This is a genomic window from Streptomyces sp. NPDC048172 (assembly GCF_043202595.1).
Lineage (GTDB): Bacteria > Actinomycetota > Actinomycetes > Streptomycetales > Streptomycetaceae > Streptomyces.
On sequence record NZ_JBIDAT010000008.1, the window covers coordinates 168,393 to 193,563 of the forward strand.

A 25,171-nucleotide genomic window follows, 5' to 3' on the forward strand; every position below is an offset into this window, starting at 1 on the left:
ACCGCAGCACCGCACGCGCACGACGCTCGGGCCGTCCCCCGGGTCGTGTGGACCCAACCCCTGAAGAAACTTGGGAGTCAGCACACATGACCCAGTACAAGGCTGAGCCGGCCACGTCCCCGGAGGACGCGGGACCCGGCTCCCGCGTCCCCGCGGGACGCGGCTGGCTCGACAGGTACTTCCACATCTCCGACAGAGGATCGACGTACGGCCGCGAGGTCCGCGGTGGCATCACCACGTTCATGGCGATGGCGTACATCATCCTGCTCAACCCCGTCATCCTGTCGGTCCCCGACGTGGCGGGCCACAAGCTGGACGGCGGCCAGCTGACGACGGCCACCGCCTTCGCCGCCGCCGCGACGACCCTCGTCATGGGCATCGTCGGCAACGTGCCCCTCGCCCTCGCGGCCGGACTCAGCGTCTCAGCGGTGATGGCCTTCCAGGTCGCCCCGGAGATGACCTGGGGCAACGCGATGGCGATGTGTCTGATCTACGGCACGATCATCATCCTGCTCGTCGTCACCGGGCTCCGCGAACTCATCATGAACGCGATCCCGCTGGCCCTGAAGCACGCCATCACCATGGGCATCGGGCTCTTCGTCTGCCTCATCGGGCTCGTGCAGGCCGGGTTCGTGACCTCGATGCCCGGGCCCGGCGGCGTGCCGGGCGAGAAGCCCATCCAGCTCGGCACCGCCGACCAGCTCACCGGCTGGCCCGTGCTCTGCTTCTCCTTCACCGTGCTGCTGATCTTCGCGCTCCAGGTGCGCAAGGTGCCGGGGGCGATCCTCATCGGCATCGTCGGCGGGACCGTGCTGGCCGCGCTGGTCCACCAGTTCGCCGACCTGACGAAGAAGGACTGGGGCGGCAGGAACGCGCCCGAGATCAGCGGCTCCCTCGTCTCCTCGCCCGACTTCGGGCTCTTCGGCGAGGTCTCGTTCAAGGGCATCGGGGACGTGGGCGCCATCACCGTGGGCGTCATCGTCTTCACGCTCGTCCTCGCCGGGTTCTTCGACGCGATCGGCACCATCATCGGCATCGGCCAGCAGGCCGGACTCGCCGACGAGAAGGGCAAGATGCCGGGGCTCAACAAGGCCCTGGCCATCGACGGCGCGGGCGGTGTCGTCGGCGGCTTCGCCGGTGCCTCCGGGCAGACCGTCTTCGTCGAGTCCACGGCGGGCGTCGGCGACGGCGCCCGCACGGGCCTCGCCAGCGTGGTGACCGGACTGGGCTTCACCCTGTGCCTCTTCCTCACCCCGCTGGCCCAGGTGATACCGCCGCAGGTGGCAGCCGCCGCGCTCGTCGTCATCGGGTCCATGATGATGACGAACGCCATGCACATCGACTGGACGGATCCGGCGGTCTCGGTCCCGGTCTTCCTGACGACGGTGCTGATGCCCTTCGCGTACTCGATCACGGCGGGCATCGCGGCCGGGGTCGTCGCCTACGTCCTCATCAAGGCCGTGCAGGGCCGCTGGCGCGAGCCCGGCTGGCTGATGTGGGTGCTCGCGGGAGTATTCCTGGTGTACTTCGCGCTGAGTCCCATCGAGGGCTGGCTGGGCGCGAAGTAAGGAGCGACGGATGCTGGACATCGCCGACGAGCTGAACCGCTGGTGCGCCGAAGGGCGTGACTTCGCCGTGGCCACGGTCGTCGGCGTGACCGGCAGCGCGCCCCGCAGGCCGGGCGCCGCGCTCGCCGTGGACGCGGCGGGCGAGGCCGTCGGCAGTGTCTCGGGCGGCTGCGTGGAAGGCGCCGTCTACGAGCTGTGCCAGGAGGCCCTGGAGTCCGGGACCGCCCGGTGCGAACGCTTCGGGTACAGCGACGAGGACGCCTTCGCCGTCGGCCTCACCTGCGGCGGCGTCATCGACATCCTGGTGACGCCGCTGCGGGCGGGGACGGCGGCCCGCGCGGTCGCCGAGTCCGCGCTCGCCGCCGCGGCCTCCGGCGGCCCGGGCGAGGCCACGGCCCTGGCCCGCGTGGTGAAGGGCCCGTCGGGGATGCTCGGCGCCGCGCTCCACGTCGGTCCCGACGGCCGGGTGGAGGGCACGCTCGGCGGCCACCCGGCCCTCGACGCCACCGCGGCGGGCGAGACCCGCGCCCTGCTGGACGCCGGGCGTACGGCCACGATCGAGATCGGCGAGGAGGGCAGCCGCTGCGGCCGCCCCGTGGAACTCCTCGTCGAATCCTCGGTCCCGCCGCCCCGCATGCTGGTGTTCGGCGCGATCGACTTCGCGGCGGCGCTGGCCCGCGCCGGGAAGTTCCTCGGCTACCGCGTGACGGTGTGCGACGCGCGCCCCGTCTTCGCCACCCCGGGCCGCTTCCCGGAGGCCGACGAGATCGTCGTCGACTGGCCGCACCGCTACCTGGAGTCCCAGTCGCAGTCCCCGTCGGCCGGTCTGGACGGCCGCACGGTCGTCTGCGTCCTCACCCACGACACGAAGTTCGACGTCCCCCTCCTGGAACGGGCCCTGCGGATGCCGCTGGCCTACGTGGGCGCGATGGGCTCGCGCCGCACCCACCTCGACCGCCTCGCCCGCCTCCGCGAGGCGGGCCTCACCGAGGGCGAACTCTCCGTCCTCCGCTCCCCGATCGGCCTCGACCTCGGCGCCCGTACGCCCGAGGAGACGGCTCTCTCGATCGCCGCCGAGATCGTCGCCACCCGCCACGGGGGCACGGGCGTCCCCCTCACGGGCGCCCACACCCCCATCCACCACGAGCCGTCACCGGGGCCGTCACCGGGGGACCCGGTGACGACCGGCGGCGTCTGAAGGAGCCCTGGTCAGGCCTCGACGTCAGGACTCGACGTCAGGCCTCGGCCGGAGCCGCCAGGCCCGGGTGGCCGTCCAGGAGGGCGAGCCCTATCGGCGTCAGCGCGTGACGTACGGAGTTGCGCTGGCGGCTGCTGGAGACCAGGCCCGCGCCGCGGAGGACCGAGGCGTGTTCGCTGGCGGAGGAGAGGGAGACCCCGGCGCGCTGGGCGAGTTCGCTCGTCGTGCAGTCGCCGTCGAGGGACTGCAGGACGGCCGCGCGGGTCGGTCCGAGGAGCCGGGCCAGGTGCGCGCCGCCCAGTTCGGTGAGCGGCCGGGCGCGCGGGACGGAGGAGCGCGCCGGGTACACGAGCGTCGGCGGCAGCGCCGGGTCGGCGAGCGCGACCGGGCGGGCCCGGCAGAAGTACGAGGGGATCAGCAGCAGCCCCCGCCCCTCCAGATGGATGTCCCGGTCCACCGGGTACTCCGCCTCCAGCACCGGCGCCCGCCACCGCAGGACCGGCTCGAAGGTCCGCAGCATCGCCTCGGTGCCCCGCGCCCACTGCGTACGGGCACGCATCGTACGGTCGGACTCGACGCGAGCCGTGATGCGCTGCCACCACGTGCAGAGCGCCGTGTCCTGGTACGCGCGCAGGGCGGCGCCGAGCCGGTGCAGCGGGGGCGCCCCGCCCTCCCGTACGGCGCGCAGCCACGGCGTCAGCTTCCGGCCCTCGCCCAGCTTCTCGACCTGGCCGCGGAGCTGGCCGCGCGGCGTGGAGAGCAGCGCGTCGAGGCCGGGCTCGAAGCCGTACGCGCCCGCCGCGGGTGTGAGGAAGTCCGGGAAGTAGCCGCGCGGCGGCACGAGCGGCATCAGAAACGGAAGCGGAGCGGCGGCCTGGCTCAGGACGTGTTCCCGCCAGCCGGAGAGAAATGGTTCGGGACGTTCGTCGCGGAGCCTGTGCAGGCTGAGGACGCATTCCCAGAGTGGATCAGGACCGTCGGCGACGCGCGTACGCGCGAGATCACCGGCCGTGAAGTGCAGGCGAAGCATGTATCCCCCGAAATGCCATGTGTGCGTGAGGGGATCTTCGACGTTTTGTCGATTCCGTGGCAAGAAGGTGGCGGCAGATGGGATAACGGGACGATGAGACGGGACTCACCTGCCGTTTTCCGGTGCGGTGGGACGGCGGGGACGCGTCCCGCCGGGGGAGACGAGGGCCGTGGGGGACGGGTCGATGGCGCCTGATGTGGGCAGATCGGAACTGGCCGATCTGCTGGAGGAATTGAAGCAGCGCAGCGGAAGGAGCTACTCCGCGCTGGCCCACCGCTCGGGCCTGAGCCGCTCCAGCGTGCACCGTTACTGCCAGGGCAGCACCGTTCCGCCCGCCTTCGGGGCCGTCGAACTCATCGCCCGCGCCTGCGGCGTGGCCCCGGGCGACGCCCAGCTGGACCGCCTCTACCGCGCCTGGCAGCGGGCCAACGCGGAGGGGGACGACGCGGACGGAGACGGGGCCTCCGGGGCCGAGGAACAAGCGGAGCCCGCACCGGAAACGGAACCGGAATCCGCGTCGCCCCCCGACGCCGGGCCGGACCCGGCGCACCCCTCGTACCCCTCGTATCCCTCCTACCCCCTCCGTGCCTACGTGCGGCTGCGTACCGTCACCCTGGTCCTCGCCTTCGTCCTCGCGACCGTGGCCAGCACGCTCGCCTTCGACCGGGACCGCGACCCGGGCGGCGGCCCGTCCGGCCCCGGGCCCTCCCTCACCCCCAGCAGGCAGGGCGAGCGGGGCCCCGACTGGAGCGTCACGGGCGAGAAGGTGCCGTCCGCGTTCTTCGGGGTCAACGTCTCCAGCAGTACGGGCGAGATGCCCGGCTTCCGCACCGGATCCGTCCGCCTGTGGCAGAGCGACAGCCGCTGGGGCACCCTCGAACCCCGGCGCGGCGACTACGAGTGGGACACCCTGGACCGGACGGTCGAAGCGGCGGGGAAGAAGAAGCTCCCCGTCCTCTTCACCATCGGCGGCACGCCCCCCTGGGCCACCGAGTCCAAGAAGCAGTCCGACTACGGGGACTCGGTCGCCGCGCCCCCGGACGACCTCGCCGACTGGGACCGCTTCGTCCGCAAGCTCGCCACGCGCTACAAGGGCCGCATCGAGGCGTACGAGCTGTGGGACTACCCCAACCACCGGCCCAGCTTCGCCGGGAGCATGGACACCCTCGCGGCGATGGTCCGCCGCGCCTCCGCGATCATCGAGGACGTCGACGGCGAGGCGACGGTGGTCTGCCCGTCGTTCGGGGAGCTGTGGACCGCGCGCGGCCGGAGACTGGTGCGGGAGTTCGCGCGCACCGGCGCGTACCGGCACTGCGAGGCCGCCGCGTTCAAGCTCCCCCCGCGCCGCGCCGACGGCCCCCCGGAGGAGAGCATCGACCTGACCCTGCGGATGCAGCGGCTGCTGTACGAGGAGGGGGTACGCCGCCCCGCCCCGCTCTGGAACACGGGCCCCGACAAGGACGTCGCGCTCCGCGCCGAACTCGACGGCCGCCGCGCCCGCGACTACGCGCCCCGCTTCTACCTCTCCGCGCTCTACACCTGGTACCAGGGGACGCGCCGTACGTACTTCTACAGCTGGGGCAGCTCGGAGGTGCCGCTCGTGCTGGAGCTGCTGGAGGGCCCGCCGACGGAGGCCGCGCGCCGCGTCGAGCGCCTCGTACGCTGGATGGACGGCGCCGAGCTCGGCTCCTGCGGCCGGGGCGGCCGGATGGGCCTCGCGCGGGACGCGTACACATGCCGCCTCACGCGCGGCGACACCGTCCTGCGCTTCTACTGGACGAAGCGCGGCCGGGCCGAGACCACGCTGGACGACGGCGCGCGCCGCGTCCTGCACATGTCGGGACGCACGGAGCGGGCCCGCCCCGGCGCCCGCCTCGCCTTCGGCGAGGAACCGGTCCTGATCGAGAGCCGACAGCGCTGACGCGCTCAGAACAGCTTGATGTCCGCCAGGAACGCCCGGTGATCCGTGCCCGGGTAGTCCAGGAACCGGCCGTCGACCGGGACCAGCGGCTTGCTCAGCAGGATGTGGTCGATCTGCGCGCCCAGCGGCGGGGCCGTGACCGAGGGCCAGGTGGGGGTGCGGGACTGGCCGAGCATCCGGGCCGCGTCATGCATGCCCGTGTCGAGGATCGCGCGGAACGCGGCGTGGTCCTGCGTCGAGTTGAAGTCGCCCGCGATGATCGTGGGCAGGTCGCCGCGCCGTTCGGCGTACGCCCGCAGCGCGCCCAGCTCGCGCCGCCACGTGGCCAGTCCGCTGAAGTCCGGCGGCATGGGGTGCGCGACCTGGATCCGTACGCGGTGGCCGCGCACCTCGACGATCGCGCCCGGCATCGACAGCCGCCCCGGCACCTTGTGCTCGCTGCTCAGCGGATAGCTGCTGAGCAGCGCCGAACCGTCGGCCCCGTCGCCGCCGACGATCAGCCGGTGCGGGTACGCCTCACGCATCTCGCGCGAGCGCAGCGCCTTCGCGCAGGAGTGGTCGCACTCCTGCACGGACACGAGCTGCGGACGCTCGCGCCGCAGCGTGTCGAGGAGGGCGGGGGTGGCGCCGCCGTACTCCAGATTCGCGGTCAGCAGCCGGAAACGGGCCTTCGAGGGGCGGTCCTTGGCGCCGGACGGCGCGTCGTCCCCGTACGGCTGCAGAAACCATCCCGTCGCCGCGAGCACGGCCACGGCCCACACGAGCAGCACCGGCCGCCGCGCGAACGCGGCGGCCAGCAGCGCGAGCCACGCCGGGACGAGGAACCACGGCAGGAACGCCAGCAGTTGCGGCACGGGGGAGGGGCCGTCCATGTCGGCCCCGCGCAGTGCGAGGGGGACCGACAGTACGAGGAGGAAGAGGCCGGCGAAGAACGCCAGCACGGGATGGCGCCGGGTGCGCGGGCGCGTGCGCGCGCTTCCCCCCACCTCAGGCCCACCCTCAGTCCCCGTCAGCACGCCCCCGATAATGCCTCATCCCCACGGGGCTCGCCGTAACCCCTCCCTCCGCCCCCTGCGAAGCTTGGGAAGTCTGCGCAAGGCGCAGGGTTGGCAAGCGCAGCCCCCCACGCCGAGTGCGTGCACTACGGGCCGGGTTCGGGTTGCCCCGGGCTGTGCTTCGCGGGCCGCGCCCGCGTCGTGGCTGGGCGCGCAGTTCCCCGCGCCCCTTAAGGGGCAAGCCCAGAAGTCTTGAACCGGTTGGGGCGCTACTCGCGGAATTCCGTGCCCGGCGTGGTGGCGGCGTGGTCGCGTAGTTGGACTCGGCGGATTTTGCCGGAGATCGTTTTGGGGAGTTCGGCGAACTCAAGGATGCGGACCCGCTTGTAGGGGGTCAGCCGAGCACGGGCATGCTCGAAGATGGCCTTGGCCGTGGAGGCCCCCGGCTCCCACCCCTCCGCGACGACGACGTAAGCCTTGGGCACGGCCAGCCGTACGGGATCCGGCGAGGGCACGACCGCGGCCTCGGCCACCGCCTCATGCTCCAGCAGGACGCTCTCCAGCTCGAAGGGGGAGATCTTGTAGTCGGAGGCCTTGAAGACGTCGTCGGCCCGCCCCACGTACGTGAGGTAGCCCTCCGCGTCGCGCGAGCCGATGTCGCCGGTGCGGTAGAAGCCGTCGGCCATCGCGGCGGCGGTGCGCTCCTCGTCGGCCTCGTACCCCGTCATCAGGCCGACCGGGTCGTGGGAGAGGTCGAGGCAGATCTCGCCCTCCTCGACGCCCGCCTCGCCGGTGACGGGGTCGACGAGCGTGACGTCGTAGCCGGGCGTGGGGCGGCCCATGGAGCCGGGCTTGAGGGGCTGGCCGGGCGTGTTGGCCACCTGGACGGCGGTCTCCGTCTGTCCGAAGCCGTCGCGGATGGTGACGCCCCACGCGCCCCGGACGTGCTCGATGACCTCGGGGTTCAACGGTTCGCCCGCGGCTACTACCTCGCGGGGCGCCGTTCCCAGCAGCGACAGGTCGGCCTGGATGAGCATCCGCCACACGGTGGGCGGCGCGCAGAAGACGGTGACGCCCGCGCGGTCCATCTCGGCCATCAGCCGGGCCGGGTCGAAGCGCGTGTAGTTGTGGATGAAGATCGTCGCCTCGGCGATCCACGGGGCGAAGAAGTTCGACCAGGCGTGCTTGGCCCAGCCGGGTGAGGAGATGTTGAGGTGCACGTCGCCGGGGCGGAGCCCGATCCAGTACATCGTGGCCAGGTGCCCCACCGGGTACGAGCTGTGCGTGTGCTGGACCAGCTTCGGCAGGGCGGTGGTGCCGGAGGTGAAGTAGACGAGGAGCGGGTCGTCGGCGCGGGTGGGACCGTCGGGGGTGAAGGCGGGGTCGGCCTCGTACGCCGCCGCGTAGGAGAGCCAGCCTTCATCTCCGGCGCCCGTACCACCCGTACCGACCGCGATGCGGGTGTAGTCGCCGGGCACGTCGGCGAACTTGCCGGTGTCGGCGGCCCGTACGACCACGTGGCGCGCGGCGCCGCGGGTGATGCGGTCCGTGAGGTCGTCGGGGCCGAGCTGCGGCGTGGCGGGGATGGCGACGGCGCGCAGCTTGATCAGGGCGAGCAGCGTCTCCCAGAGCTCGACCTGGTTGCCGAGCATGACGATGACCCGGTCGCCCGCCGCGACGCCGTGCCCGCGCAGCCAGTTCGCGACGCGGTCGGAGCGGACGCGCATCTCGTCGAAGGTGACGCGCTCCTCGGCGCCGTCCTCCTCGACGATGTGCAGCGCGGGGCGGTCGTTGCCCTCGGCGATCCGGTCGAACCAGTCCAGCGCCCAGTTGAAGTGCTCGGTCCGGGGCCAGGAGAACGCGGCGCGCGCGGCGTCGTAGTCCGTCCTGTGCCGCAGCAGCGTGTCGCGCGCCGCGCGGTAGACCTCGGTGGCGTCCCCGGTGGCGTCCCCGGCGGGGGCTGGCTGGGTCATCGTTCCTCCTGTGTGCCTGGCTGGGGCACATCGTGCCTGGTCGAGAGCGTGGCGGCCAGGGTCGCGCGCAGTTCGACCTTGCGCACCTTGCCGCTGGTGGTGAGCGGGAAGCCGTCGAGGACGTGGAGGTGCCGGGGGATCTTGTAGCGGGCGAGCCGCCCCTCGCAGTGCGCGGCGATCTCGTCCAGGGTCAGCGAGTCCGCGCCGGGCGCGAGGATCACGCAGGCGGCGACCTCCTCGCCGAGCCGCTCGTGGGGGACGCCGACGACCTGGACGTCGGAGATCTTGGGGTGGGTGTGCAGCAGCTCCTCGACCTCGCGTGGGGAGACGTTCTCGCCGCCCCGGATGATCATGTCCTTGGTGCGGCCGACGATACGGACGTAGCCGTCGTCGCCCATCTCCGCGAGGTCCCCGGTGTGCATCCAGCGCGCGGCGTCGATGGCCGCCGCGGTCTGCTCGGGGTCCTCCCAGTAGCCGAGCATCACGCTGTACCCGCGCACGCACAGCTCGCCGCGCTCCCCGCGCGCCACGGTGAGCCCGGTGGCCGGGTCGGTGACCTTGACCTCCAGGTGCGGCATCACGGTGCCGACGGTCGCGGTGCGGCGCTCCAGGTCGTCGTCGGCGCGGGTCATCAGCGAGACGGGTGAGGTCTCCGTCATGCCGTAGCAGATCGCGACGCCCGCCATGCCCATCTCGGACATGACCCGCTTCATGACCTCGACCGGGCAGGGCGCCCCGGCCATGATCCCGGTACGGAGAGAGGTCAGCTCCCGGGGCCGTACGTCCGTCGTACCGGCGTCGAGCGCGGAGAGTTCGGCGATGAACATCGTCGGGACGCCGTAGAGCGAGGTGCACCCCTCGTCCCGTACGGCGCGCAGCACGGCGCCCGCGTCGAACGACGGCGCGGGCAGCACGGAGCAGGCGCCCGTGGCGACGGCGGCGAGGGTGCCCATCACCATGCCGAAGGTGTGGAAGAGGGGCACGGGCAGGCAGATCCGGTCGTTCTCGTCGTAGCCGAGGAGGGTGCCGATCGCCAGGGCGTTGTTGAGGATGTTGTGGTGCGAGAGCGTGGCGCCCTTGGGGGAGCCGGTGGTGCCGGAGGTGTACTGGAGGCTGACGGGGTCGTCGCAGGAGAGCTCCGCGGCGCGCTCCTCCAGCCGCTCCGGGTACGTCATCGTCATCTGCAGCCCGAGGTCCATGGGTTCCGACCAGCCCGCGTTCTCGCCGGGCTCGACGAGGAAGACGTCGCGCAGCGCGGGGCACTCCTCCCACACCCTCTCGACCTGCTCCTCCCAGTCCCGCGAGGCGAAGAGGATCTCCGTCTCGGAGCGCTGGAGGACGTCGCGCAGCTCGCCCACGCTGAACGCCGGGTTCACGCTCACCAGCACGGCGCCGATGCGCGCCGCGGCGAACTGGACGAGCACCCAGTCCGCGCAGTTGGGCGCCCAGATCCCCACGCGTTCCCCGCGCTGCACGCCCTTGCCGAGCAGCCCGAGCGCGAGCAGGTCCACGTCCCGCGCGAACTCCTCGTACGTCCACCGCCGTCCGGCCGCGACGTCCACCAGCGCCGGGCTGTGCGGCAGTCTGCTCGCGGTGCGGCGCAGCCGCGCGCCGATGGTGTCGCCCGTCAGCGGCTCAGCGCCGGTCCCGCTCGCGTACGACAGCTCAGACAGCTCAGACAGCGCCGACTCCTCCGGCAGCTCCGGCATCCGTTCCTCCCCAGATCGTCCCGGCGCCATCATGGGGCGCGTCCGGGCCGCTGGCCAGCCCCCGCCCAGCACACGTCGTGCGGCGTGTCGGGCGCGTGGAAGGCGAGCAGCGCGCCCGCCTCGCGCTCCAGCGCGCCGCGCGCGGCGGGGGAGAGGACGCGGAACGGGAAGAGGGTGAGCGTGCCCCCGTCCCGCTGCCACGTGCCCTCGACGAAGCCGTCGGAGAGGAAGACGGGGAACTGCCGGTTGCCCTCCCACGTACGCCCCTTGTCCTCGTCGCGGATCACGCGCGTACGGTCCTTGTGGCCGAGGAAGACGTTGTCGTACTCGGGCAGGAACCGGGCCGGAGCCTCGGCCTCAGGGCTGGGGCGCGGCGCCTCCGGCAGGTCGTAGAGCTCGACGCCGTCCGGGTCGCGGAAGGTGACGAGCGCGTCCCGGTGCCGCTCGACGACCTCGCGCAGCCGCGTCAGGCCGCTCCACATCTGTACGTCCTTGACGGAGGCGGGCCCGAAGGCGGCGAGGTAGCGCAGCACGAGCGCGTCGGGCGACGTGTCGGAACCCGGGTCCTCCCCCAGCCACTCCCGCACGGTGGTGTGCCGGGCGAGCCCGCCCCCGGCGCCCCTGCCCCACAGCCCGCGCGGCGTCACCTGGACCATGGGCAGTAGATGCCGGGCGGCCATGCCGAGGGCCTGCGCGTCGGCCTCCGGCCACTCCTCGGCGAGCAGGGTGCCGAGCTGATGAAACGTCATGGGCTCGCCCGGCTCCTCGGCGACCAGTTCGGCGGCGCGCGCGGCGACCTCGTCCGCGTCCACGCCCGCCGCCGCGAGCCGCCTGGCGAACGAGCTGAAGCTGCCGCGCTGCGCGGGCTGCAGCACGGGCCGCAGCGCGAGGCAGTCGCGGGCCGTCACGGTGTGGATCGTGGACCGCTGCAGGCTGATCCGCACGAACTCCCGCGCGGCGAACCGCCGCGAGAAGTCCTCTGCGTCGAAGTGGGCCAGGCGGGACCAGAGGGCGGTGTAGTGGTTGTGCGGGAGCTGCGTCTGCAGCCCGACGAGATGCGTGACGGCTTCAGCGGCGTCCATGTCCACCCGTCGCAGGAGCAACTGCCGCTCCAGGGTGGCGCGGCTGAGGGCGCGGGTGCTGAGCGTCGTCGGCGTCATACGGGCACGCTAACGGGCATCGAGGTCACCCTCTGTCCGCGACTACGGCGTGCTGCGGATCAGCTCATCGGCCGGGTCGTTGACCGGCTGCGGGGTCCCCGTGAGGTCGAGGACGAAGAGGGGGAGCGACAGCTCGTCGGCGCGGACGCGGGCGTCCCGCGCGTACCCGGCGAGGGAGAAGCAGACGGCGACGGCGGACTCGTTGAGCCCGTTCAGCCAGAGCGTCTCGATCTCGCGCAGGGCTGTCGGCGAGGTCGTCGGGTCGACGTGGGCGACGACCTCGGGCCCGCGCAGATCGATCCCGGACGCGGGCGTCCGCTCGGTGACGCGGATCTCCGTGAAGCCCAGCCAGCGCAGATACTGCGCGGCGGCCGTCTTCGCGTCCTGCGCCGTACGGATCGTCACGGGCCGGAACGCGGGCCGCCGCAGCGGCGGCAGGGGCGGGCGCCGCGAGGACGTACGCGGCGTACGCGCGGCCTCGGGCGGCGGCGGAGGCGGGGACGGCGGCACGGAGGGCACGGCGGGCGGCACCACGGGCGTACCGCCGGCACCGCCCGGAAGGGACCTCGGCGGCACCGCGCCCCCGGCCCCCGCGACCGGCAACCGCAGCACGGTCCCGCAGTCGCACCCCAGCTCCGGCTGCGGCCACTCGTCGTCCCGCCCGCAGGCCCCGCACCGCACCCGAACCCAGGATCCCGCCCACGTACGGTGCGTGACCTGCACGGGAACCCCCGCCCGCAGCACGGGCAGCGCGACGGGCGCCCCACAGGTGCACGGATAGACGGGCGTGGTGTACGTGTGCTCGCGCCGACACACGGGGCAGCGCACGAGCACGCTCTCTGCCATGTTCTCCGCTCCTGAGCCCACGTGACGATCGACCCGACGGCTCAATCGTCCCCGATACGAGAGCTTTTGCGAAGCGAGTCCAGGGGAACCCGCGGTCACAGTGCCACGCGTGTGTGCCCCCGGAAAGGACGGACACCCCTCATCATTCGGGCCGTCCCCTCCGGGGGCGCGCTGGGGCTGACCTCCCAATCAGCCTTCGCGCAGCTCCTGTACGGCCTCTTCGACGCGGCGGCCGTACTCGGCGTCGGCCGCGCGGAAGTGGGCGAGGTTCTTCTCGACCACGTCGTCGCGCGAGACCTGGGAGAGGCCGCCCGCGATGTTGGCGACGAGGCGGGCCTGCTCGTCCGCGGACATCAGGCGGTACAGCTCGCCCGCCTGGTAGAAGTCGTCGTCCTTGGTGTGGGACGGGGCCTCGTGGGTGCCGGTGTGGCCGGTGACGGGGCGGGGCGCGGAGAGGGCGAGGCCGGTCTCGGCGGGGCCGTCGTACGAGTTGGGCTCGTAGTTCTTGGCGCCGCGGCCGTAGGGGTTCGTGGCCATGAGGCCGTCGCGGCCGTAGTTGCGGGCCTCCGTCGCCTTCGGGGCGTTGACCGCGAGCTGGGTGTGGTTGACGCCCAGGCGGTAGCGGTGCGCGTCGGCGTAGGCGAAGAGGCGGCCCTGGAGCATCTTGTCCGGGGAGGGGCCGATGCCGGGGACGAAGTTGTTCGGGGAGAAGGCGGACTGCTCGACCTCGGCGAAGACGTTGTCCGGGTTGCGGTCGAGGACCAGGCGGCCGACGCGCTGGAGCGGGTAGTCCGCGTGCGGCCAGACCTTGGTGAGGTCGAAGGGGTTGAAGCGGTAGTCGGCCGCCTCCGCCGCGGGCATGACCTGGACGTAGAGCGTCCAGGACGGGTACACGCCGCGCTCGATGGACTGCAGCAGGTCCGTCTGGTGCGAGTTGGGGTCCTTGCCCGCCAGCTCCGCGCCCTGCTCGGAGGAGAGGGAGCGGATGCCCTGGTTCGTCTTGAAGTGGTACTTGACGAAGAAGGCCTCGCCGTCGGCGTTCGTCCACTGGTACGTGTGCGAGCCGTAGCCGTTCATGTGGCGGTACGAGGCGGGGATGCCGCGGTCGCCCATCAGCCAGGTGACCTGGTGGGTCGCCTCGGGGGCGTGCGCCCAGAAGTCCCAGACGTTCTCCGGCTCCTGCTTGCCCGTGAACGGGTCGCGCTTCTGGGAGTGGATGAAGTCGGGGAACTTCAGCGGGTCCTTGATGAAGAAGACCGGGGTGTTGTTCCCGACGAGGTCGTAATTTCCCTCTTCCGTGTAGAACTTCAGCGCGAAGCCGCGCGGGTCGCGGGCCGCGTCCGGGCCGCCGAGGTTGTCGGCGACCGTCGAGAAGCGGATGAAGGTCTCCGTGCGGCGGCCGACCTCGCCCAGGAAGTGCGCGTGCGTGTACGCCGTGATGTCGTCGGTCACCTCGAAGTAGCCGTACGCGCCGGAGCCGCGGGCGTGCACGACGCGCTCCGGTATCCGCTCGCGGTTGAACCGCGCGAGCTTCTCCAGCAGGTGCTGGTCCTGGAGGAGGAGGGGGCCACCGATGCCGGCGGTGGCGGAGTTCTGGTTGTCGGCGACGGGTGCGCCGGACTCGGTCGTCAGCGTGGACTTCGACATCGAGTGGGGCCTTTCGTAGGGCATACGCGTACGCGGAAGATACTTTCCGCATCCTGGAGCGTCAACAGATTGTTGAAGATGGAGAATGAGGATCAGGCCAGTGGTGCTATCGCCGTCGGGGCGTGCTCCGGCGCGGTCGCCAGGTCCTCGAACTCGTTGACGCTCGCGAGGTCGCTGCCGCTCATCGAGATGTTGGTGACCCGCTCCAGGATCGCCTCGACGACCACCGGCACCCGCAGCTCGGCCGCGAGCTTCTTCGCCTCCTCGAAGGCGGGCAGCAGCGCGTCCGGCTCGGTCACCCGCAGGGCGCGGCAGCCCAGGCCCTCCACGACCTTGACGTGGTCCACTCCGTACGCGCCCAGCTCGGGGGCGTTGATGTTCTCGAACTCCAGATTGACCTGGAAGTCCATGTCGAAGTTGCGCTGCGCCTGCCGGATGAGGCCCAGGTAGGAGTTGTTGACCAGCACGTGGACGTACGGGATCCGGTGCTGCGCGCCGACCGCCAGCTCCTCGATCATGAACTGGAAGTCGTAGTCCCCGGAGAGCGCGACCACGCTCGCCTCCGGGTCCGCCGTGGCGACGCCCAGCGCGGCGGGGACGGTCCAGCCCAGCGGCCCGGCCTGCCCGCAGTTGATCCAGTGGCGCGGCCGGTAGACGTGCAGGAACTGCGCGCCCGCGATCTGCGAGAGGCCGATCGTCGTCACGTAGCGCGTCTCGGGGCCGAAGGCGCGGTTCATCTCCTCGTACACGCGCTGCGGCTTCAGCGGCACGTCGTCGAAGTGCGTACGCCGCTGGAGGCTCGCCTTCCGCTCCTGCGCGGAGGCGGCCCAGGCGGAGCGGTCCGGCAGCTTCCCGGCCGCCTTCAGCTCGCGCGCGACCTCCACGAAGAGGGCGAGCGCGGCCTTCGCGTCGGAGACGATGCCGAAGTCCGGCGCGAAGATCTTGCCGATCTGCGTCGGCTCGATGTCGACGTGCACGAACGTACGGCCCTCGGTGTACGCGGAGACCTGGCCGGTGTGGCGGTTGGCCCAGCGGTTGCCGATGCCGAGGACGAAGTCCGACTCCAGGAACGTCGCGTTGCCGTAGCGGTGCGAGGTCTGGAGGCCGACCATGCCCGCGTTCAGCGCGTGGTCGTCGGCGATCGTGCCCCAGCCCATGAGCGTGGGGATCACCGGGATCCCGGTCAGCTCGGCGAACTCGACCAGCAGTTCGGAGGCGCCCGCGTTGATGATGCCGCCCCCGGCGACGATCAGCGGACGCTCGGCGGCGCCCAGCATGGCCAGCGCCTTCTCGATCTGCTTGCGGGAGGCGGCGGGCCGGTGCACGGGCAGCGGCTCGTACGTCTCCGGGTCGAACTCGATCTCCGTCTGCTGGACGTCGAGCGGCAGGTCGATCAGCACCGGGCCCGGACGGCCCGAACGCATCAGGTGGAACGCCTCCTGGAAGACGCCCGGCACCTGCGCGGCCTCCCGCACTGTGGTCGCCCTCTTGGTGACGGGCGCGGCGATGGAGGCGATGTCGACGGCCTGGAAGTCCTCCTTGTGCATCACGGCGGTGGGCGCCTGGCCCGTGATGCACAGGATCGGCGTCGAGTCGCCGGTCGCGGAGTAGAGCCCGGTGATCATGTCGGTGCCCGCGGGGCCCGACGTACCGATGCACACGCCGATGTTGCCGTCCTTGGCGCGGGTGTAGCCCTCGGCCATGTGGGACGCGCCCTCGACGTGCCGGGCGAGCGTGTGCGCGATGCCGCCGGAGGCGCGCAGCGCCGCGTAGAAGGGGTTGATCGCCGCACCCGGCACGCCGAACGCGGTGTCCACGCCTTCCCGCTTGAGGATCTCGACTGCCGCGCGGGCAGCGGTCATACGAGGCATGGTGACTGCTCCTAGGGAGAGAGGGGGCCCGGGCGGCGGCGCCATGGGCGCGACAGGACAGTGTCAACGCCGCCGCCCGGAGTCTTCGGGTCAGGCCGTGGGCGGGGTGCCGCCCGAGAGGCGCTGGACGCCGCGGACCAGGGCCGAGTGGTCGAGGCCGCCGTCGCCCTGCTCGCGCAGCGCGGCGACCAGTTGGGCCACCAGGGCGCCCGCCGGTACGGCGGCGCCGACGGCACGGGCCGCGTCCGTGACGATGCCCATGTCCTTGTGGTGCAGGTCGATCTTGAAGCCGGGCTGGAAGTTCCCGGCGAGGATGCTGTCCTTCTTGCGGGTGAGGACGGTGGACCCGGCGAGGCCCCCGTTCAGCACGTCCAGCGCGGTGGACAGTTCGACGCCGGACTTCTCCAGGAAGACCACGGCCTCGGCGACGGCCTCGATGTTGACGGCGACGATCAGCTGGTTGGCCGCCTTCACGGTCTGGCCCGCGCCGTGCGGACCGCACAGCACGACGGTCTTGCCGAGCGCGTCGAAGACGGGGCGCGCCGCGTCGAAGGCCTCCTGCTCGCCGCCGACCATGATCGAGAGCACGCCCTCGACCGCGCCCGCCTCGCCGCCGGAGACCGGCGCGTCAAGTGCCTTGATCCCCTTGGCCTTCGCGGCCTCGGCGACCTGGATCGAGGTCTGCGGGGTGATGGAGGACATGTCGATCACGAGCCCGCCCGGCTTGAGATGGTCGAGCACGCCGTCGTCGTGCAGGATCACCTCTTCGACCTGCGGGGAGGCGGGGACCATCGTGATGACGACGTCCGCGTCCTGGACGGCCGCCGCGATGCTGGACGCGGCGCTCGCCTTGTCGCCGCCGTCCTTGCCGAAGGCCTCGCTCTTCGAGGCGTCACGGTTGTAGGCGGTGACGTCGTAACCGGCCTTGACGAGATTGCGGGCCATGGGCGCACCCATGATCCCGAGCCCGATGAAGGCGATCTTGGCGTTGCCGGGGGTGTAACTGGTCATGATGTGCCTTTCGCTTCGCTATGACGTCGGGGGGCCTGGGAGTGCCCGGCATGGGGGGCTGCGCTTGCCAGCCCTGCGCCTTCGCGCAGACCTCCCAAGCACAGCGCGGAGGCGTGTGTTCGCGCCCCGAAGGGGCGCGGGGAACTGCGCGATCGGCCACGAGGCAGCCGCGGCCTGCGACGCGCATCAAGGGGCAGCCCCTGCTCAGCACGCAAACGCAACGCTTCGGCGCGCAACGCTCCGGCGCGCAACGCGTCAGCCCGCGCGCTGCTCGCGCGGCAACCAGGCGAAGGGGTCCGCCCCTTCGCCGTACGGCGCCTTGTACTCCAGGCCGACCGGCCCGTCATAGCCCGCCTTCTCCAGGCGGCCCAGCAGATCGGAGAAGTCGAGGTCGCCCGTGCCCGGCGCGCCGCGCCCCGGGTTGTCGGCGATCTGCACATGGCCCGTCACCGGCGTGTACGTGTCGATCACGCCGTGCAGGTCCTCGCCGTTCATGGACAGGTGGTAGAGGTCCATCAGGAAGCGGGCGTTGTCCAGGCCGGTGTCGGCGTTGACCTGGTCGACGACCTCGACCGCGCTCGGCGCGCTCACCAGCGGACAGTGGGGCGACTCCGGCGCGTTCAGCGCCTCGACGAGCAGCACCGCGCCCGCGCGGTCCGCGGCACGGGCCGCGAGCGCGAGGTTCTCGCGCGCCAGCGCGTCCTGCCGCTCGGCGGACACGCCCTCGACCCGGTTCCCGTACAGCGCGTTGAGCGCCCCGCAGCCGACCTCGCGGGCGAACTCGGCCGCCACGTCGATGTTCGCGCGGAACTTCTCGGACTCCTCGCCGGGGATCGACAGCGCGCCCCGGTCCGGTCCGGGCAGCTGGCCCGCGTAGAAGTTCAGGCCCGTGAGCCGGACGTCCGCGTCCTCCAGCGCGCCGCGCAGCGCGTCGAGCTCGGCGCGCTCGGGCACCGGCGCGTCCGGCCACGGCCACCACAGCTCGATCGCCCCGAACCCGGCGGCGGCCGCCGCGGCGGGGCGCTCCAGGAGCGGAAGTTCGGTGAGGAGGATCGAGGCGTTGACGGTGTACCGCACAGCGACCGCACTCCCTTCGAGGGTTAGAGTTCCGTATAGCGGAAAGTGAATTCTGTTTGCTGGAAGTACTGGAAGATTGCTCCGTGACCTCCCCGCCTGTCAAGGGCTCCCGGCCTCTTCCGGCATGCGAAAGGCCCCGGGGGATCCCCGGGGCCTTGGTGCGGTCAGGCGGTAAGGCGGTCAAGCGGTCAGGCGCGCCGCTTCGCCGTCAGCGTGCGCCGCCACATCTGCGCCGTGGTCACGGTCCAGTACACGAAGGCGGCCAGGTAGAACCAGAGCATGGGTGAGGCCGGGTCCGGGTCGCCCAGCTCGCCGACGAGGAGCAGGACGAGGGCGAATCCGGTGAGGGAGTAGGCGTAGAGCTTCCGGCGCGAGGTGCGCTCCTCGTTCCGCGCGCCGTCGGCCAGCCGCAGCGCGTAGACCTCCGGCGAGCCGAAGGCGTCCCGCGCGCTCTCCCCGGACGCGGCGAGATGCTGCCGCGCCTCCTCCACGTGGCCGCGCGCCTCGGCGGCGCGCAGCGCGTGCCTGCCGCGCAGCACGTACTCCAGGCGCCGCAGCCAGCGCTCGTCCGCCTCCGGGCCGCTCGCCCCGGAGCCCCCGTCGTCGAACCTCGGCGTGAACCACTCGTCGGCGATCCGCGACGGGAACCACAGCGCCGCCCCCGCCACGCCGAAGCCGAGCAGCGCCAGCACCGGCATCGGCACCGAGAAGAGGGGCGTGCCCGGCAGCGACACGGCCACCGCCGCGCCCCCGGCCACCGCCGCGACCGCGCCGCCCGCGAACGCCCAGGTGCCCGTGCGGCGGCCCGCCGACCACGCGGCGACGGCCAGCGCGACCAGCAGCGCGCCGGCCGCGACCGTGCTCAGGGCCGCGATCGAGGGCCAGCTCGGCCTTGCCCAGAGCCCGTTGGTGATCCACCGCAGCAGCGCGAGGAACGCGCCCAGGCAGCCGATCGTGAGGACGGCTCCGGTGAGGCGCTCGCCCGGGGTCAGTCCGCGCGCGTCCCGCAGCGCGCGCTGCTCCTCGCCGATGTGCTCGCTCGCCAGCGTACGGGCGTACGCGCCGGGGGCACCGAACAGCTCGCGAGCGGGTCTGCCCTCCTCACGGACGGCGGCGCACGCCTCGGGGAGGAGTGTGTCGGCCAGCCCGGACGGCGCGTCGTGGTCGAGGACGAGACGCAGCTCGACCTCGGCCGCCCACTTCGCGTCGTCCTCGTGCGGCCAGTCCAGTTTCTCCTTCGAGGTCATGACTCTCCCTCCGCTTCCTTCGCGTGGTCCCCGACGAGCGTTCCGACGGTGGCGGCGAACCGCGCCCAGGCGGCGCCCTCGTCGCGCAGCCGCGCCCGGCCGCTCTCGGTGATGCGGTAGTACTTCCGCCCGGGACCGCCCTCGCCCGCGCCCCACTCGACGTCGACCGAGCCCTCCTCCTCCAGGCGCGTCAGCGCCGGATAGAGGGTGGCGGCCTTGACGTTCGCCAGGCCGGCGTCCGTGAGGCGGCCCAGCAGCGCGTACCCGTAGCTCCGCTCCTCGTCCGCCAGCACCCCGAGCAGGCACAGCGGCAGCACGGCGCGTGTCCACGACGACGAACCCGTCACCGGCGGCACCCCGACTCTCTTGCTTCTCCGACTATTCTCAGATTCAGAATAGTGCCACATCGAACATACGTGAACCCCGGTGCGGGGAGCCGGTGCGGGGAGAAGGACGGGCGATGAGTTCTCGCGGCCCCGGCGGTCTGCCCATCGAACGGACCGGCACCGGAAGGGAACGCGACCATGAAGCTGACGACCGTCACGAACGTCTCGGTCGACGGGGTGATGCAGGGGCTCGGCGCCTCCGACGAGGACCGCAGGGGCGGCTTCGAGCGCGGGGGATGGGCCCTGCCGCTCTTCGACGAGGAGGGCGAGAGATTCCTCGGCCAGGTCTACGAACGCGCCGACGCGTTCCTGTTCGGGCGGAGGACGTACGAGATCTTCGAGCGCTCCTGGGGGACCGGCTCATGGGGGACGGACGAGGGCGCCAACCCGATCTCGACGGCGCTCAACACACGCCCCAAGTACGTCGTGTCGAACACGCTGAGCGAGCCGCGCTGGGCGGACACGGCGGTGCTCTCCGGCGATGACGGCGATGTCGCCGCGGCCGTGCGGAAGGTGAAGGAGGGGACGGCGGCCGGTGAGCTCCAGGTGCACGGCAGCGGCGAGCTCGTCCGGTGGCTGCTGGGGAACGGCCTGGCCGACGAGATCGTCCTGCTCGTCTACCCCGTGGTCGTCGGCCAGGGCACGCGGCTGTTCCCGGAGTCCGGCCCGGACGCGGCGCTCGAACTCGTCGACTCGCGGTCCACCCCGAAGGGCGTGACCATCCAGGTCTACCGGCCCACAGGGCGTCCCGAGTATGCCTAGTGCTGCCTAGCGCTTGATCGCGACCCCCGCCCACATGCTGACCAGCGCGTCGTCCATGTCGCCGATGCTGGTCACCTGGCTCGTGTCCGCGTCGGGGTGCCAGCGGTGGGGGACCTCGATGCCGGGCTCGACCAGCTCCAGGCCGCCGAAGAAGCGGCTGATCTCCTCGCGGCTGCGCACCTGCGCGCTGCCGCCGTCCATCTTGTAGACCTCCATGGCCTGCTCCCACTCCTCCGGCGCGAAGTCGGGGGTGCACTGCGAGAGGACCACGTACGAGCCGGGCGCGAGGGCTTCGGTCAGGCGCTCCACGATGCCGTACGCGTCGTGCTCGTCCGTGATGTAGTGCATCAGCCCCACCAGGCACAGCGCCGTCGGCTGCGACAGGTCGATCGTCCCGGTGAGCTGCGAGGAGGTGAGGATCGACTCCGGATCGGTGATGTCGGCCTCGACGTAGGCCGTACGTCCTTCGGGCGACCCCGTCAGCAGGGCGCGGGCGTGGGCGAGGACGATCGGGTCGTTGTCCGCGTAGACGATCCGGGTCTCGGGGGCGATGCTCTGCGCCACCTCGTGGAGGTTGGGCGAGGTGGGGATGCCGGTGCCGATGTCGAGGAACTGGCGGATACCGCGCTCGACGAGGAAACGCGCCGCGCGGTGCATGAACGCGCGGTTCGCGCGCGCCGCGTTCCGGAAACCCGGGAAGGCGGCGAGCAGCTTCTCGGCGACCTCGCGGTCCGGCGGGAAGTTGGTCTTGCCGCCCAGGAAGTAGTCGTAGATCCGCGCGCTGTGGTGGCGGTCGAGCCCGAGATCGCGCTCACCCAGGTTCTCATCGGTTGTGGCCATTGCTGGGCCCTTTCGTCAGATCTCGTGATTCTCGCCGTCGGATTCGCTGGTGCGCGAAATCGTAGTCTGTACCCGGCAGGTGAGCCGGTGTCAGACTGTGGAGACTTCCCCCGAGCTTCGTGGAGCGAGGGGCACGCCAGAACCAGGGGAGCACGCATGACCGCCATGACGCAGCCGGGCGGCGATCCCGCGCCTCGGGGGCGCGGGCCGATGGCGGTCCCGGAGCAGCAGGCGGGGCCGACGGCGCTGCGCATCGTGCTCGGCGCCAAGTTGCGGCGGCTGCGCCAGGATCTGGAGATCAGCCGCGAGGACGCCGGGAAGGCGATCCGCGGCTCGCACGCGAAGATCACGCGCCTGGAGCGCGGCCAGGTCGGCTCCAAGGAGCGCGACCTCGCGGATCTCCTCACGCTCTACCGGGTGCTGGACCGCGACGAGCGCGCGGAGTATTTCGCGCTGGCCCAGCAGGCCAACTCCCCGGGCTGGTGGCATCAGTACAGCGATGTGCTGGAGGACTGGTTCGAGCTGCACATCGGCCTGGAGGACGCCGCCTCCATGATCCGGTCGTACGAGGTGCAGTTCATCCCCGGCCTGCTCCAGACCGAGGAGTACGCGTACGCGGTGAGCCGTCTCGGGTATCCGAACACCGCGCCGCGCAGGATCAGCCGTCTCGTGCGGCTGCGCATGGAGCGGCAGCGGCTGCTGACCAGGGCCGAGGCGCCCAAGCTGTGGGCGGTCGTGGACGAGGCGGCGCTGCGGCGCCCGTTCGGCGGCCGGGACGTGATGCGCGGCCAGATCGAGCACCTGCTGAAGATGGTGGACCTGCCGAACGTGACGCTGCAGGTGGCGCCGTTCACCGTGACGGCCGCCGCGGCCGGGTCCTCGCTCACGATCCTGCGCTTCGGCGACCCTGATCTGCCGGACAAGGTCTATCTGGAGCATCTGACCAGCGCGGTCTATCTGGACAAGCAGACGGATGTGGACCAGTACACGCTGATCATGAACCGCCTCAGCGCGGAGGCTTATCAGCCGGATGAGACCGTGCGATTTTTGCAGGGACTGCTGGAAGAGTGAGCGGTGTGCGGGGACCGGGCAGCGGGTGCCCCGTGCGGTGCTTTGCGGCCTGCGGCTTTCGTCGTGGCCGGTCGCGCAGTTCCCCGCGCCCCTGACGCGCACCCTCTGTCGCTAACGTACGGTCCATGACGCGATTGCGAGTGGAGTTCACGACCGAGCCGTTCGACCTGGACGAGGCGCCGGCTCACGCGCTCGTGGCCCGGGAGATCGTCGAGGGGGCGGCGCTGGACGCGGTGGACGTCGGCCCGTTCGGCAATACGGCTGAGGGCGGGTCCGAGGCCGTGCTGGAGGCGGTGCAGCGGCTGCTGCGCGAGTCGCTGGCGGCGGGGGCGACGCGCGTCTCCCTGCAGGTCAACGTGGTCGGGGAGGACGAGGCCTGATGCCGGGCACCTCGGGGCATCCCTTCGTCGCGGCCGTGAAGCCGCTGGTGGACGCGATGGGCGGCGAGATGGTCGCGCCGGACGAGGCGCGCGGCGACGACGTGGTGCTCGCCTGGGAGGGCGAGGACGTGGTCGCCGTACGGCTGCCGCATCTGTCGGACTCCCTCGACCACATCCTGACCGAGCTGGAGCGGCGGCACGGGATGCCGCTCGCGGAGCTGGACAGGAAGACCAAGCAGTCGGTGGTGCGGATCCTGGAGACGCGGGGCGCGTTCTCCGTGCGGCACGGGGTGGAGACCGTGGCCGCCGCGCTGGGGGTGTCCCGGTTCACCGTGTACAACTACCTCAACCGGGAGAATGCAGCCAAGGAAGGCTGAAACTCGGACAAAATCCCCCAGATGAAGACCGCCATCCTTCCGGATGGCGGTCTTCGTTTTCCATCATGTCGAAAAGCCTTCAACAAAGTGTTGACGCGTTGTTGTCCGAGGACTTAGCTATTCCCAGCCCGAACAGCACCGGCCACGGAGGTTCCGTGACTTCGCGCCCCACGCCAGGTCTCTCCTGGTTCAACTCAGCCGAGGAGAGTGCCGCTCGCGCCGCACTCCACGAGATGTGCGCCGCACGGGCCTGGGGGAGCGCCCTGCTCTCCCACCGCCCCTACGGCACCGCGGAGGACCTCTTCCGTACGAGCGACGAGGCCACCGCCGCGCTCGGCGACGAGGGCCTCGACGAGGCGATGGCGGGGCACCCGCCCATCGGCCGCCCCAAGCCGGGCGACCCGGCCTCCAGCCGCGAGCAGCGCGGCATGGCCGGAGCGTCCGACGCGCTGAAGGCGGAGATGCTCGAACTCAACCTGGCGTACCAGGAGAAGTTCGGGCATGTCTTCCTCATCTGCGCCACCGGCCTGACCGGCGAGCAGATGAGGGACGCCGTACGCAACAGGATCGACAACTCCCGGCAACGGGAGCGGGAGATCGTGCGGCAGGAACTGGCCAAGATCAACCGCATCCGCCTGTCCCGGCTCGCGGAGGAAGGAGCACCCACGGCATGAGCGAGGGAACCAGCACGTCCGTGTCCACGCACATCCTGGACACCAGCGTCGGCCGCCCGGCCGCGCACGTCGGGGTGCGCCTCTCCCTGCGAGAGGGGGACAAGTGGGTGGAGCACGGCGTCTCCACGACCGACGCGGACGGGCGCTGCAAGGACTTTCCGGCGCTGCCGGAAGGCACCACGCACGTGCGGCTCCTCTTCGAGACGGAGCCGTACTTCATTGGCAAACAGCAAGCCGAGGCACAGCAGGACGCCCCCGCGCTACGGGACAGCGGCGCGTTCTTCCCCGAGGTGACGATCACGTTCGCCGTCGCCCCGGGGGAGCACTACCACGTGCCGCTGCTGCTCAACCCGTTCGGCTACTCCGTGTACCGAGGGAGCTGACACCTTATGCCCACGATTCTCGGCCAGAACCAGTACGGCAAGGCGGAGAACCGCGTAGTCAAGATCACGCGGGACGGCGACACGCACCACATCAAGGACCTCAACGTCTCGGTCGCCCTCAGCGGCGACCTCGACGAGGTCCACTACTCGGGCTCGAACGCCCATGTCCTGCCGACGGACACCACCAAGAACACGGTGTTCGCCTTCGCCAAGGAGCACGGCATCGACTCGGCCGAGGACTTCGGCATCAAGCTGGCCCGCCACTTCGTGGACTCCTGCGGCCCGATCCACCGCGCCCGCATCCGCGTCGAGGAGTACGCGTGGGAGCGGATCGAGACCTCCGACGCCAACTCCAAGTTCATCGGCGCCGACGAGGTCAAGCACTCCTTCGTCCGCAAGGGCCAGGAGACCAGGACCGCCCAGATCACCTACGACGGCGCGGAGTTCGAGGTCCTCTCGGGCCTCAAGGACCTCACGGTCATGAACAGCACGTCGTCGGAGTTCTGGGGCTACATCAAGGACAGGTACACGACGCTCCAGGAGGACTACGACCGCATCCTCGCCACGTCGGTCTCCTCCTGGTGGCGGCACAACTGGACGAGCGACGACCAGCGCGCCCCGCAGTGGGAGAAGTCCTACGCGCAGGCGAAGAAGCACATGCTGCACGCCTTCGCCGAGACGTACTCCCTCTCGCTCCAGCAGACGCTGTACCAGATGGGCGCGCGCGTCATCAATTCCCGCTCCGAGATCGACGAGATCCGCTTCTCGATGCCGAACAAGCACCACTTCCGGGTGGACCTCTCGTACTGCGGCGTCGAGAACGAGGCGAAGGACGGAGCCGTGTACTACGCCGCCGACCGGCCGTACGGCCTGATCGAGGCCACCGTGCTGCGTGACGGCGTGGAGGCGCGCATCCCGATGGACATGACCAACCTGTAGGAGCCCAGCCGGAGTCCCGTCCCTTCCCGTTTCTTGGGGGCTCCGCCCGTCGGACCCCCGGAAACGGCGCAAGGGCGGGACAGGGGCGACCCTGCCGCCACCGACA

The 25,171-nt window shown here is 71.5% G+C and carries 23 protein-coding genes; 10 read left to right on the plus strand and 13 right to left on the minus strand.

Translation table 11 applies throughout. The features are described from left to right. The first annotated feature begins 86 nt into the window (after positions 1 to 86). Entirely contained in the window at positions 87 to 1,568 is a 1,482-nt protein-coding gene (locus ACGF3A_RS32580; RefSeq protein ID WP_393734012.1) for an NCS2 family permease, read from the plus strand. A gap of 10 nt (positions 1,569 to 1,578) precedes the next feature. After that, positions 1,579 to 2,766 carry an XdhC family protein gene (locus ACGF3A_RS32585; RefSeq protein WP_393734013.1) on the plus strand — a complete coding sequence of 396 codons (1,188 nt, stop codon included), beginning with the start codon at positions 1,579 to 1,581 and terminating at the stop codon, positions 2,764 to 2,766. A gap of 37 nt (positions 2,767 to 2,803) precedes the next feature. On the opposite strand, the gene ACGF3A_RS32590 is transcribed toward ACGF3A_RS32585, so the two are convergent. Further along, on the minus strand, positions 2,804 to 3,616 hold the full coding sequence (locus ACGF3A_RS32590) for a helix-turn-helix domain-containing protein (protein ID WP_393734014.1): 813 nt from the start codon (positions 3,614 to 3,616) through the stop codon (positions 2,804 to 2,806). Between the two features lie 364 nt (positions 3,617 to 3,980). Here ACGF3A_RS32590 and ACGF3A_RS32595 point away from each other — a divergent pair, with 364 nt between their 5' ends. Further along, on the plus strand, positions 3,981 to 5,717 hold the full coding sequence (locus ACGF3A_RS32595) for a helix-turn-helix domain-containing protein (protein WP_393734015.1): 1,737 nt from the start codon (positions 3,981 to 3,983) through the stop codon (positions 5,715 to 5,717). 5 nt (positions 5,718 to 5,722) lie between these two features. Here the strand turns inward: ACGF3A_RS32595 and ACGF3A_RS32600 are convergent, their stop codons facing one another. The 11 genes from ACGF3A_RS32600 to ACGF3A_RS32650 form a co-directional block, all read right to left on the minus strand. Next, positions 5,723 to 6,703, minus strand: coding sequence for an endonuclease/exonuclease/phosphatase family protein (locus ACGF3A_RS32600; RefSeq protein WP_393734016.1), 981 nt, complete (start codon positions 6,701 to 6,703; stop codon positions 5,723 to 5,725). Positions 6,704 to 6,981: 278 nt separating this feature from the next. Beyond that, entirely contained in the window at positions 6,982 to 8,685 is a 1,704-nt protein-coding gene (locus ACGF3A_RS32605; protein ID WP_393734017.1) for an AMP-binding protein, read from the minus strand. Continuing rightward, positions 8,682 to 10,394 (minus strand): AMP-binding protein, encoded by a 1,713-nt coding sequence (locus ACGF3A_RS32610; protein WP_393734018.1) that lies wholly within the window; start codon positions 10,392 to 10,394, stop codon positions 8,682 to 8,684. The genes ACGF3A_RS32605 and ACGF3A_RS32610 overlap by 4 nt, the downstream gene beginning before the upstream one ends. Before the next feature lie 29 nt (positions 10,395 to 10,423). Next, the gene (locus ACGF3A_RS32615) at positions 10,424 to 11,554 is read right to left on the minus strand and encodes a winged helix DNA-binding domain-containing protein (RefSeq protein ID WP_393734019.1); all 1,131 of its coding nucleotides are present in this window, start codon (positions 11,552 to 11,554) and stop codon (positions 10,424 to 10,426) included. Between the two features lie 42 nt (positions 11,555 to 11,596). Continuing rightward, positions 11,597 to 12,400, minus strand: coding sequence for a hypothetical protein (locus tag ACGF3A_RS32620; RefSeq protein ID WP_393734020.1), 804 nt, complete (start codon positions 12,398 to 12,400; stop codon positions 11,597 to 11,599). A gap of 189 nt (positions 12,401 to 12,589) precedes the next feature. Then, entirely contained in the window at positions 12,590 to 14,047 is a 1,458-nt protein-coding gene (locus ACGF3A_RS32625) for a catalase (protein WP_393734021.1), read from the minus strand. A gap of 92 nt (positions 14,048 to 14,139) precedes the next feature. After that, positions 14,140 to 15,918, minus strand: a complete 1,779-nt coding sequence (gene gcl, locus ACGF3A_RS32630; RefSeq protein ID WP_393734022.1) for a glyoxylate carboligase — start codon at positions 15,916 to 15,918, stop codon at positions 14,140 to 14,142. Positions 15,919 to 16,008: 90 nt separating this feature from the next. Continuing rightward, positions 16,009 to 16,929: a 2-hydroxy-3-oxopropionate reductase gene (locus ACGF3A_RS32635; RefSeq protein ID WP_393734023.1), complete on the minus strand. Its 921-nt coding sequence runs from the start codon at positions 16,927 to 16,929 to the stop codon at positions 16,009 to 16,011. A 255-nt stretch (positions 16,930 to 17,184) separates the two neighbouring features. Next, complete coding sequence (locus tag ACGF3A_RS32640; RefSeq protein ID WP_393734024.1) at positions 17,185 to 18,006, minus strand: TIM barrel protein; 822 nt, start codon at positions 18,004 to 18,006, stop codon at positions 17,185 to 17,187. Positions 18,007 to 18,194: 188 nt separating this feature from the next. Then, positions 18,195 to 19,253, minus strand: a complete 1,059-nt coding sequence (locus ACGF3A_RS32645) for a hypothetical protein (protein ID WP_393734025.1) — start codon at positions 19,251 to 19,253, stop codon at positions 18,195 to 18,197. After that, on the minus strand, positions 19,250 to 19,600 hold the full coding sequence (locus tag ACGF3A_RS32650) for a PadR family transcriptional regulator (protein ID WP_393734026.1): 351 nt from the start codon (positions 19,598 to 19,600) through the stop codon (positions 19,250 to 19,252). The genes ACGF3A_RS32645 and ACGF3A_RS32650 overlap by 4 nt, the downstream gene beginning before the upstream one ends. 177 nt (positions 19,601 to 19,777) lie before the next feature. On the opposite strand from ACGF3A_RS32650, the gene ACGF3A_RS32655 reads away from it, so the two are divergent. After that, positions 19,778 to 20,401 carry a dihydrofolate reductase family protein gene (locus ACGF3A_RS32655; RefSeq protein ID WP_393734027.1) on the plus strand — a complete coding sequence of 208 codons (624 nt, stop codon included), beginning with the start codon at positions 19,778 to 19,780 and terminating at the stop codon, positions 20,399 to 20,401. Between the two features lie 6 nt (positions 20,402 to 20,407). Here ACGF3A_RS32655 and ACGF3A_RS32660 read toward each other — a convergent pair whose 3' ends face one another. After that, entirely contained in the window at positions 20,408 to 21,241 is an 834-nt protein-coding gene (locus ACGF3A_RS32660; protein ID WP_393734028.1) for an SAM-dependent methyltransferase, read from the minus strand. Between the two features lie 156 nt (positions 21,242 to 21,397). Here ACGF3A_RS32660 and ACGF3A_RS32665 point away from each other — a divergent pair, with 156 nt between their 5' ends. From ACGF3A_RS32665 to pucL, 6 genes are all read left to right on the plus strand, one after another. After that, complete coding sequence (locus ACGF3A_RS32665; RefSeq protein WP_393734029.1) at positions 21,398 to 22,312, plus strand: helix-turn-helix domain-containing protein; 915 nt, start codon at positions 21,398 to 21,400, stop codon at positions 22,310 to 22,312. A 125-nt stretch (positions 22,313 to 22,437) separates the two neighbouring features. Next, complete coding sequence (locus tag ACGF3A_RS32670) at positions 22,438 to 22,692, plus strand: hypothetical protein (protein ID WP_393734030.1); 255 nt, start codon at positions 22,438 to 22,440, stop codon at positions 22,690 to 22,692. Further along, positions 22,692 to 23,069: a helix-turn-helix domain-containing protein gene (locus tag ACGF3A_RS32675; protein ID WP_393734031.1), complete on the plus strand. Its 378-nt coding sequence runs from the start codon at positions 22,692 to 22,694 to the stop codon at positions 23,067 to 23,069. Before ACGF3A_RS32670 ends, ACGF3A_RS32675 begins: the two co-directional genes overlap by 1 nt. A 155-nt stretch (positions 23,070 to 23,224) precedes the next feature. After that, positions 23,225 to 23,743, plus strand: coding sequence for a 2-oxo-4-hydroxy-4-carboxy-5-ureidoimidazoline decarboxylase (uraD, locus tag ACGF3A_RS32680; protein WP_393734032.1), 519 nt, complete (start codon positions 23,225 to 23,227; stop codon positions 23,741 to 23,743). Next, the gene (gene uraH / locus ACGF3A_RS32685; protein WP_393734033.1) at positions 23,740 to 24,126 is read left to right on the plus strand and encodes a hydroxyisourate hydrolase; all 387 of its coding nucleotides are present in this window, start codon (positions 23,740 to 23,742) and stop codon (positions 24,124 to 24,126) included. The genes uraD and uraH overlap by 4 nt, the downstream gene beginning before the upstream one ends. Before the next feature lie 6 nt (positions 24,127 to 24,132). Next, entirely contained in the window at positions 24,133 to 25,065 is a 933-nt protein-coding gene (gene pucL, locus ACGF3A_RS32690; protein ID WP_393734034.1) for a factor-independent urate hydroxylase, read from the plus strand. Positions 25,066 to 25,171 lie beyond the last annotated feature (106 nt).

Excerpts from the sequence above, each read along its gene's own strand:
- ACGF3A_RS32595 (WP_393734015.1), top strand. The coding sequence starts at position 3,981 with ATGGCGCCTGATGTGGGCAGATCGGAACTGGCCGATCTGCTGGAGGAA.
- ACGF3A_RS32585 (WP_393734013.1), top strand. The coding sequence starts at position 1,579 with ATGCTGGACATCGCCGACGAGCTGAACCGCTGGTGCGCCGAAGGGCGT.
- ACGF3A_RS32635 (WP_393734023.1), bottom strand. The coding sequence starts at position 16,929 with ATGACCAGTTACACCCCCGGCAACGCCAAGATCGCCTTCATCGGGCTC.
- gcl (WP_393734022.1), bottom strand. The coding sequence starts at position 15,918 with ATGCCTCGTATGACCGCTGCCCGCGCGGCAGTCGAGATCCTCAAGCGG.
- ACGF3A_RS32590 (WP_393734014.1), bottom strand. The coding sequence starts at position 3,616 with ATGCCGCTCGTGCCGCCGCGCGGCTACTTCCCGGACTTCCTCACACCC.
- ACGF3A_RS32660 (WP_393734028.1), bottom strand. The coding sequence starts at position 21,241 with ATGGCCACAACCGATGAGAACCTGGGTGAGCGCGATCTCGGGCTCGAC.
- ACGF3A_RS32625 (WP_393734021.1), bottom strand. The coding sequence starts at position 14,047 with ATGTCGAAGTCCACGCTGACGACCGAGTCCGGCGCACCCGTCGCCGAC.
- ACGF3A_RS32670 (WP_393734030.1), top strand. The coding sequence starts at position 22,438 with ATGACGCGATTGCGAGTGGAGTTCACGACCGAGCCGTTCGACCTGGAC.
- uraH (WP_393734033.1), top strand. The coding sequence starts at position 23,740 with ATGAGCGAGGGAACCAGCACGTCCGTGTCCACGCACATCCTGGACACC.
- pucL (WP_393734034.1), top strand. The coding sequence starts at position 24,133 with ATGCCCACGATTCTCGGCCAGAACCAGTACGGCAAGGCGGAGAACCGC.
- ACGF3A_RS32655 (WP_393734027.1), top strand. The coding sequence starts at position 19,778 with ATGAAGCTGACGACCGTCACGAACGTCTCGGTCGACGGGGTGATGCAG.
- ACGF3A_RS32610 (WP_393734018.1), bottom strand. The coding sequence starts at position 10,394 with ATGCCGGAGCTGCCGGAGGAGTCGGCGCTGTCTGAGCTGTCTGAGCTG.
- ACGF3A_RS32580 (WP_393734012.1), top strand. The coding sequence starts at position 87 with ATGACCCAGTACAAGGCTGAGCCGGCCACGTCCCCGGAGGACGCGGGA.
- ACGF3A_RS32605 (WP_393734017.1), bottom strand. The coding sequence starts at position 8,685 with ATGACCCAGCCAGCCCCCGCCGGGGACGCCACCGGGGACGCCACCGAG.
- ACGF3A_RS32620 (WP_393734020.1), bottom strand. The coding sequence starts at position 12,400 with ATGGCAGAGAGCGTGCTCGTGCGCTGCCCCGTGTGTCGGCGCGAGCAC.
- ACGF3A_RS32645 (WP_393734025.1), bottom strand. The coding sequence starts at position 19,253 with ATGACCTCGAAGGAGAAACTGGACTGGCCGCACGAGGACGACGCGAAG.
- ACGF3A_RS32615 (WP_393734019.1), bottom strand. The coding sequence starts at position 11,554 with ATGACGCCGACGACGCTCAGCACCCGCGCCCTCAGCCGCGCCACCCTG.
- ACGF3A_RS32675 (WP_393734031.1), top strand. The coding sequence starts at position 22,692 with ATGCCGGGCACCTCGGGGCATCCCTTCGTCGCGGCCGTGAAGCCGCTG.
- ACGF3A_RS32665 (WP_393734029.1), top strand. The coding sequence starts at position 21,398 with ATGACCGCCATGACGCAGCCGGGCGGCGATCCCGCGCCTCGGGGGCGC.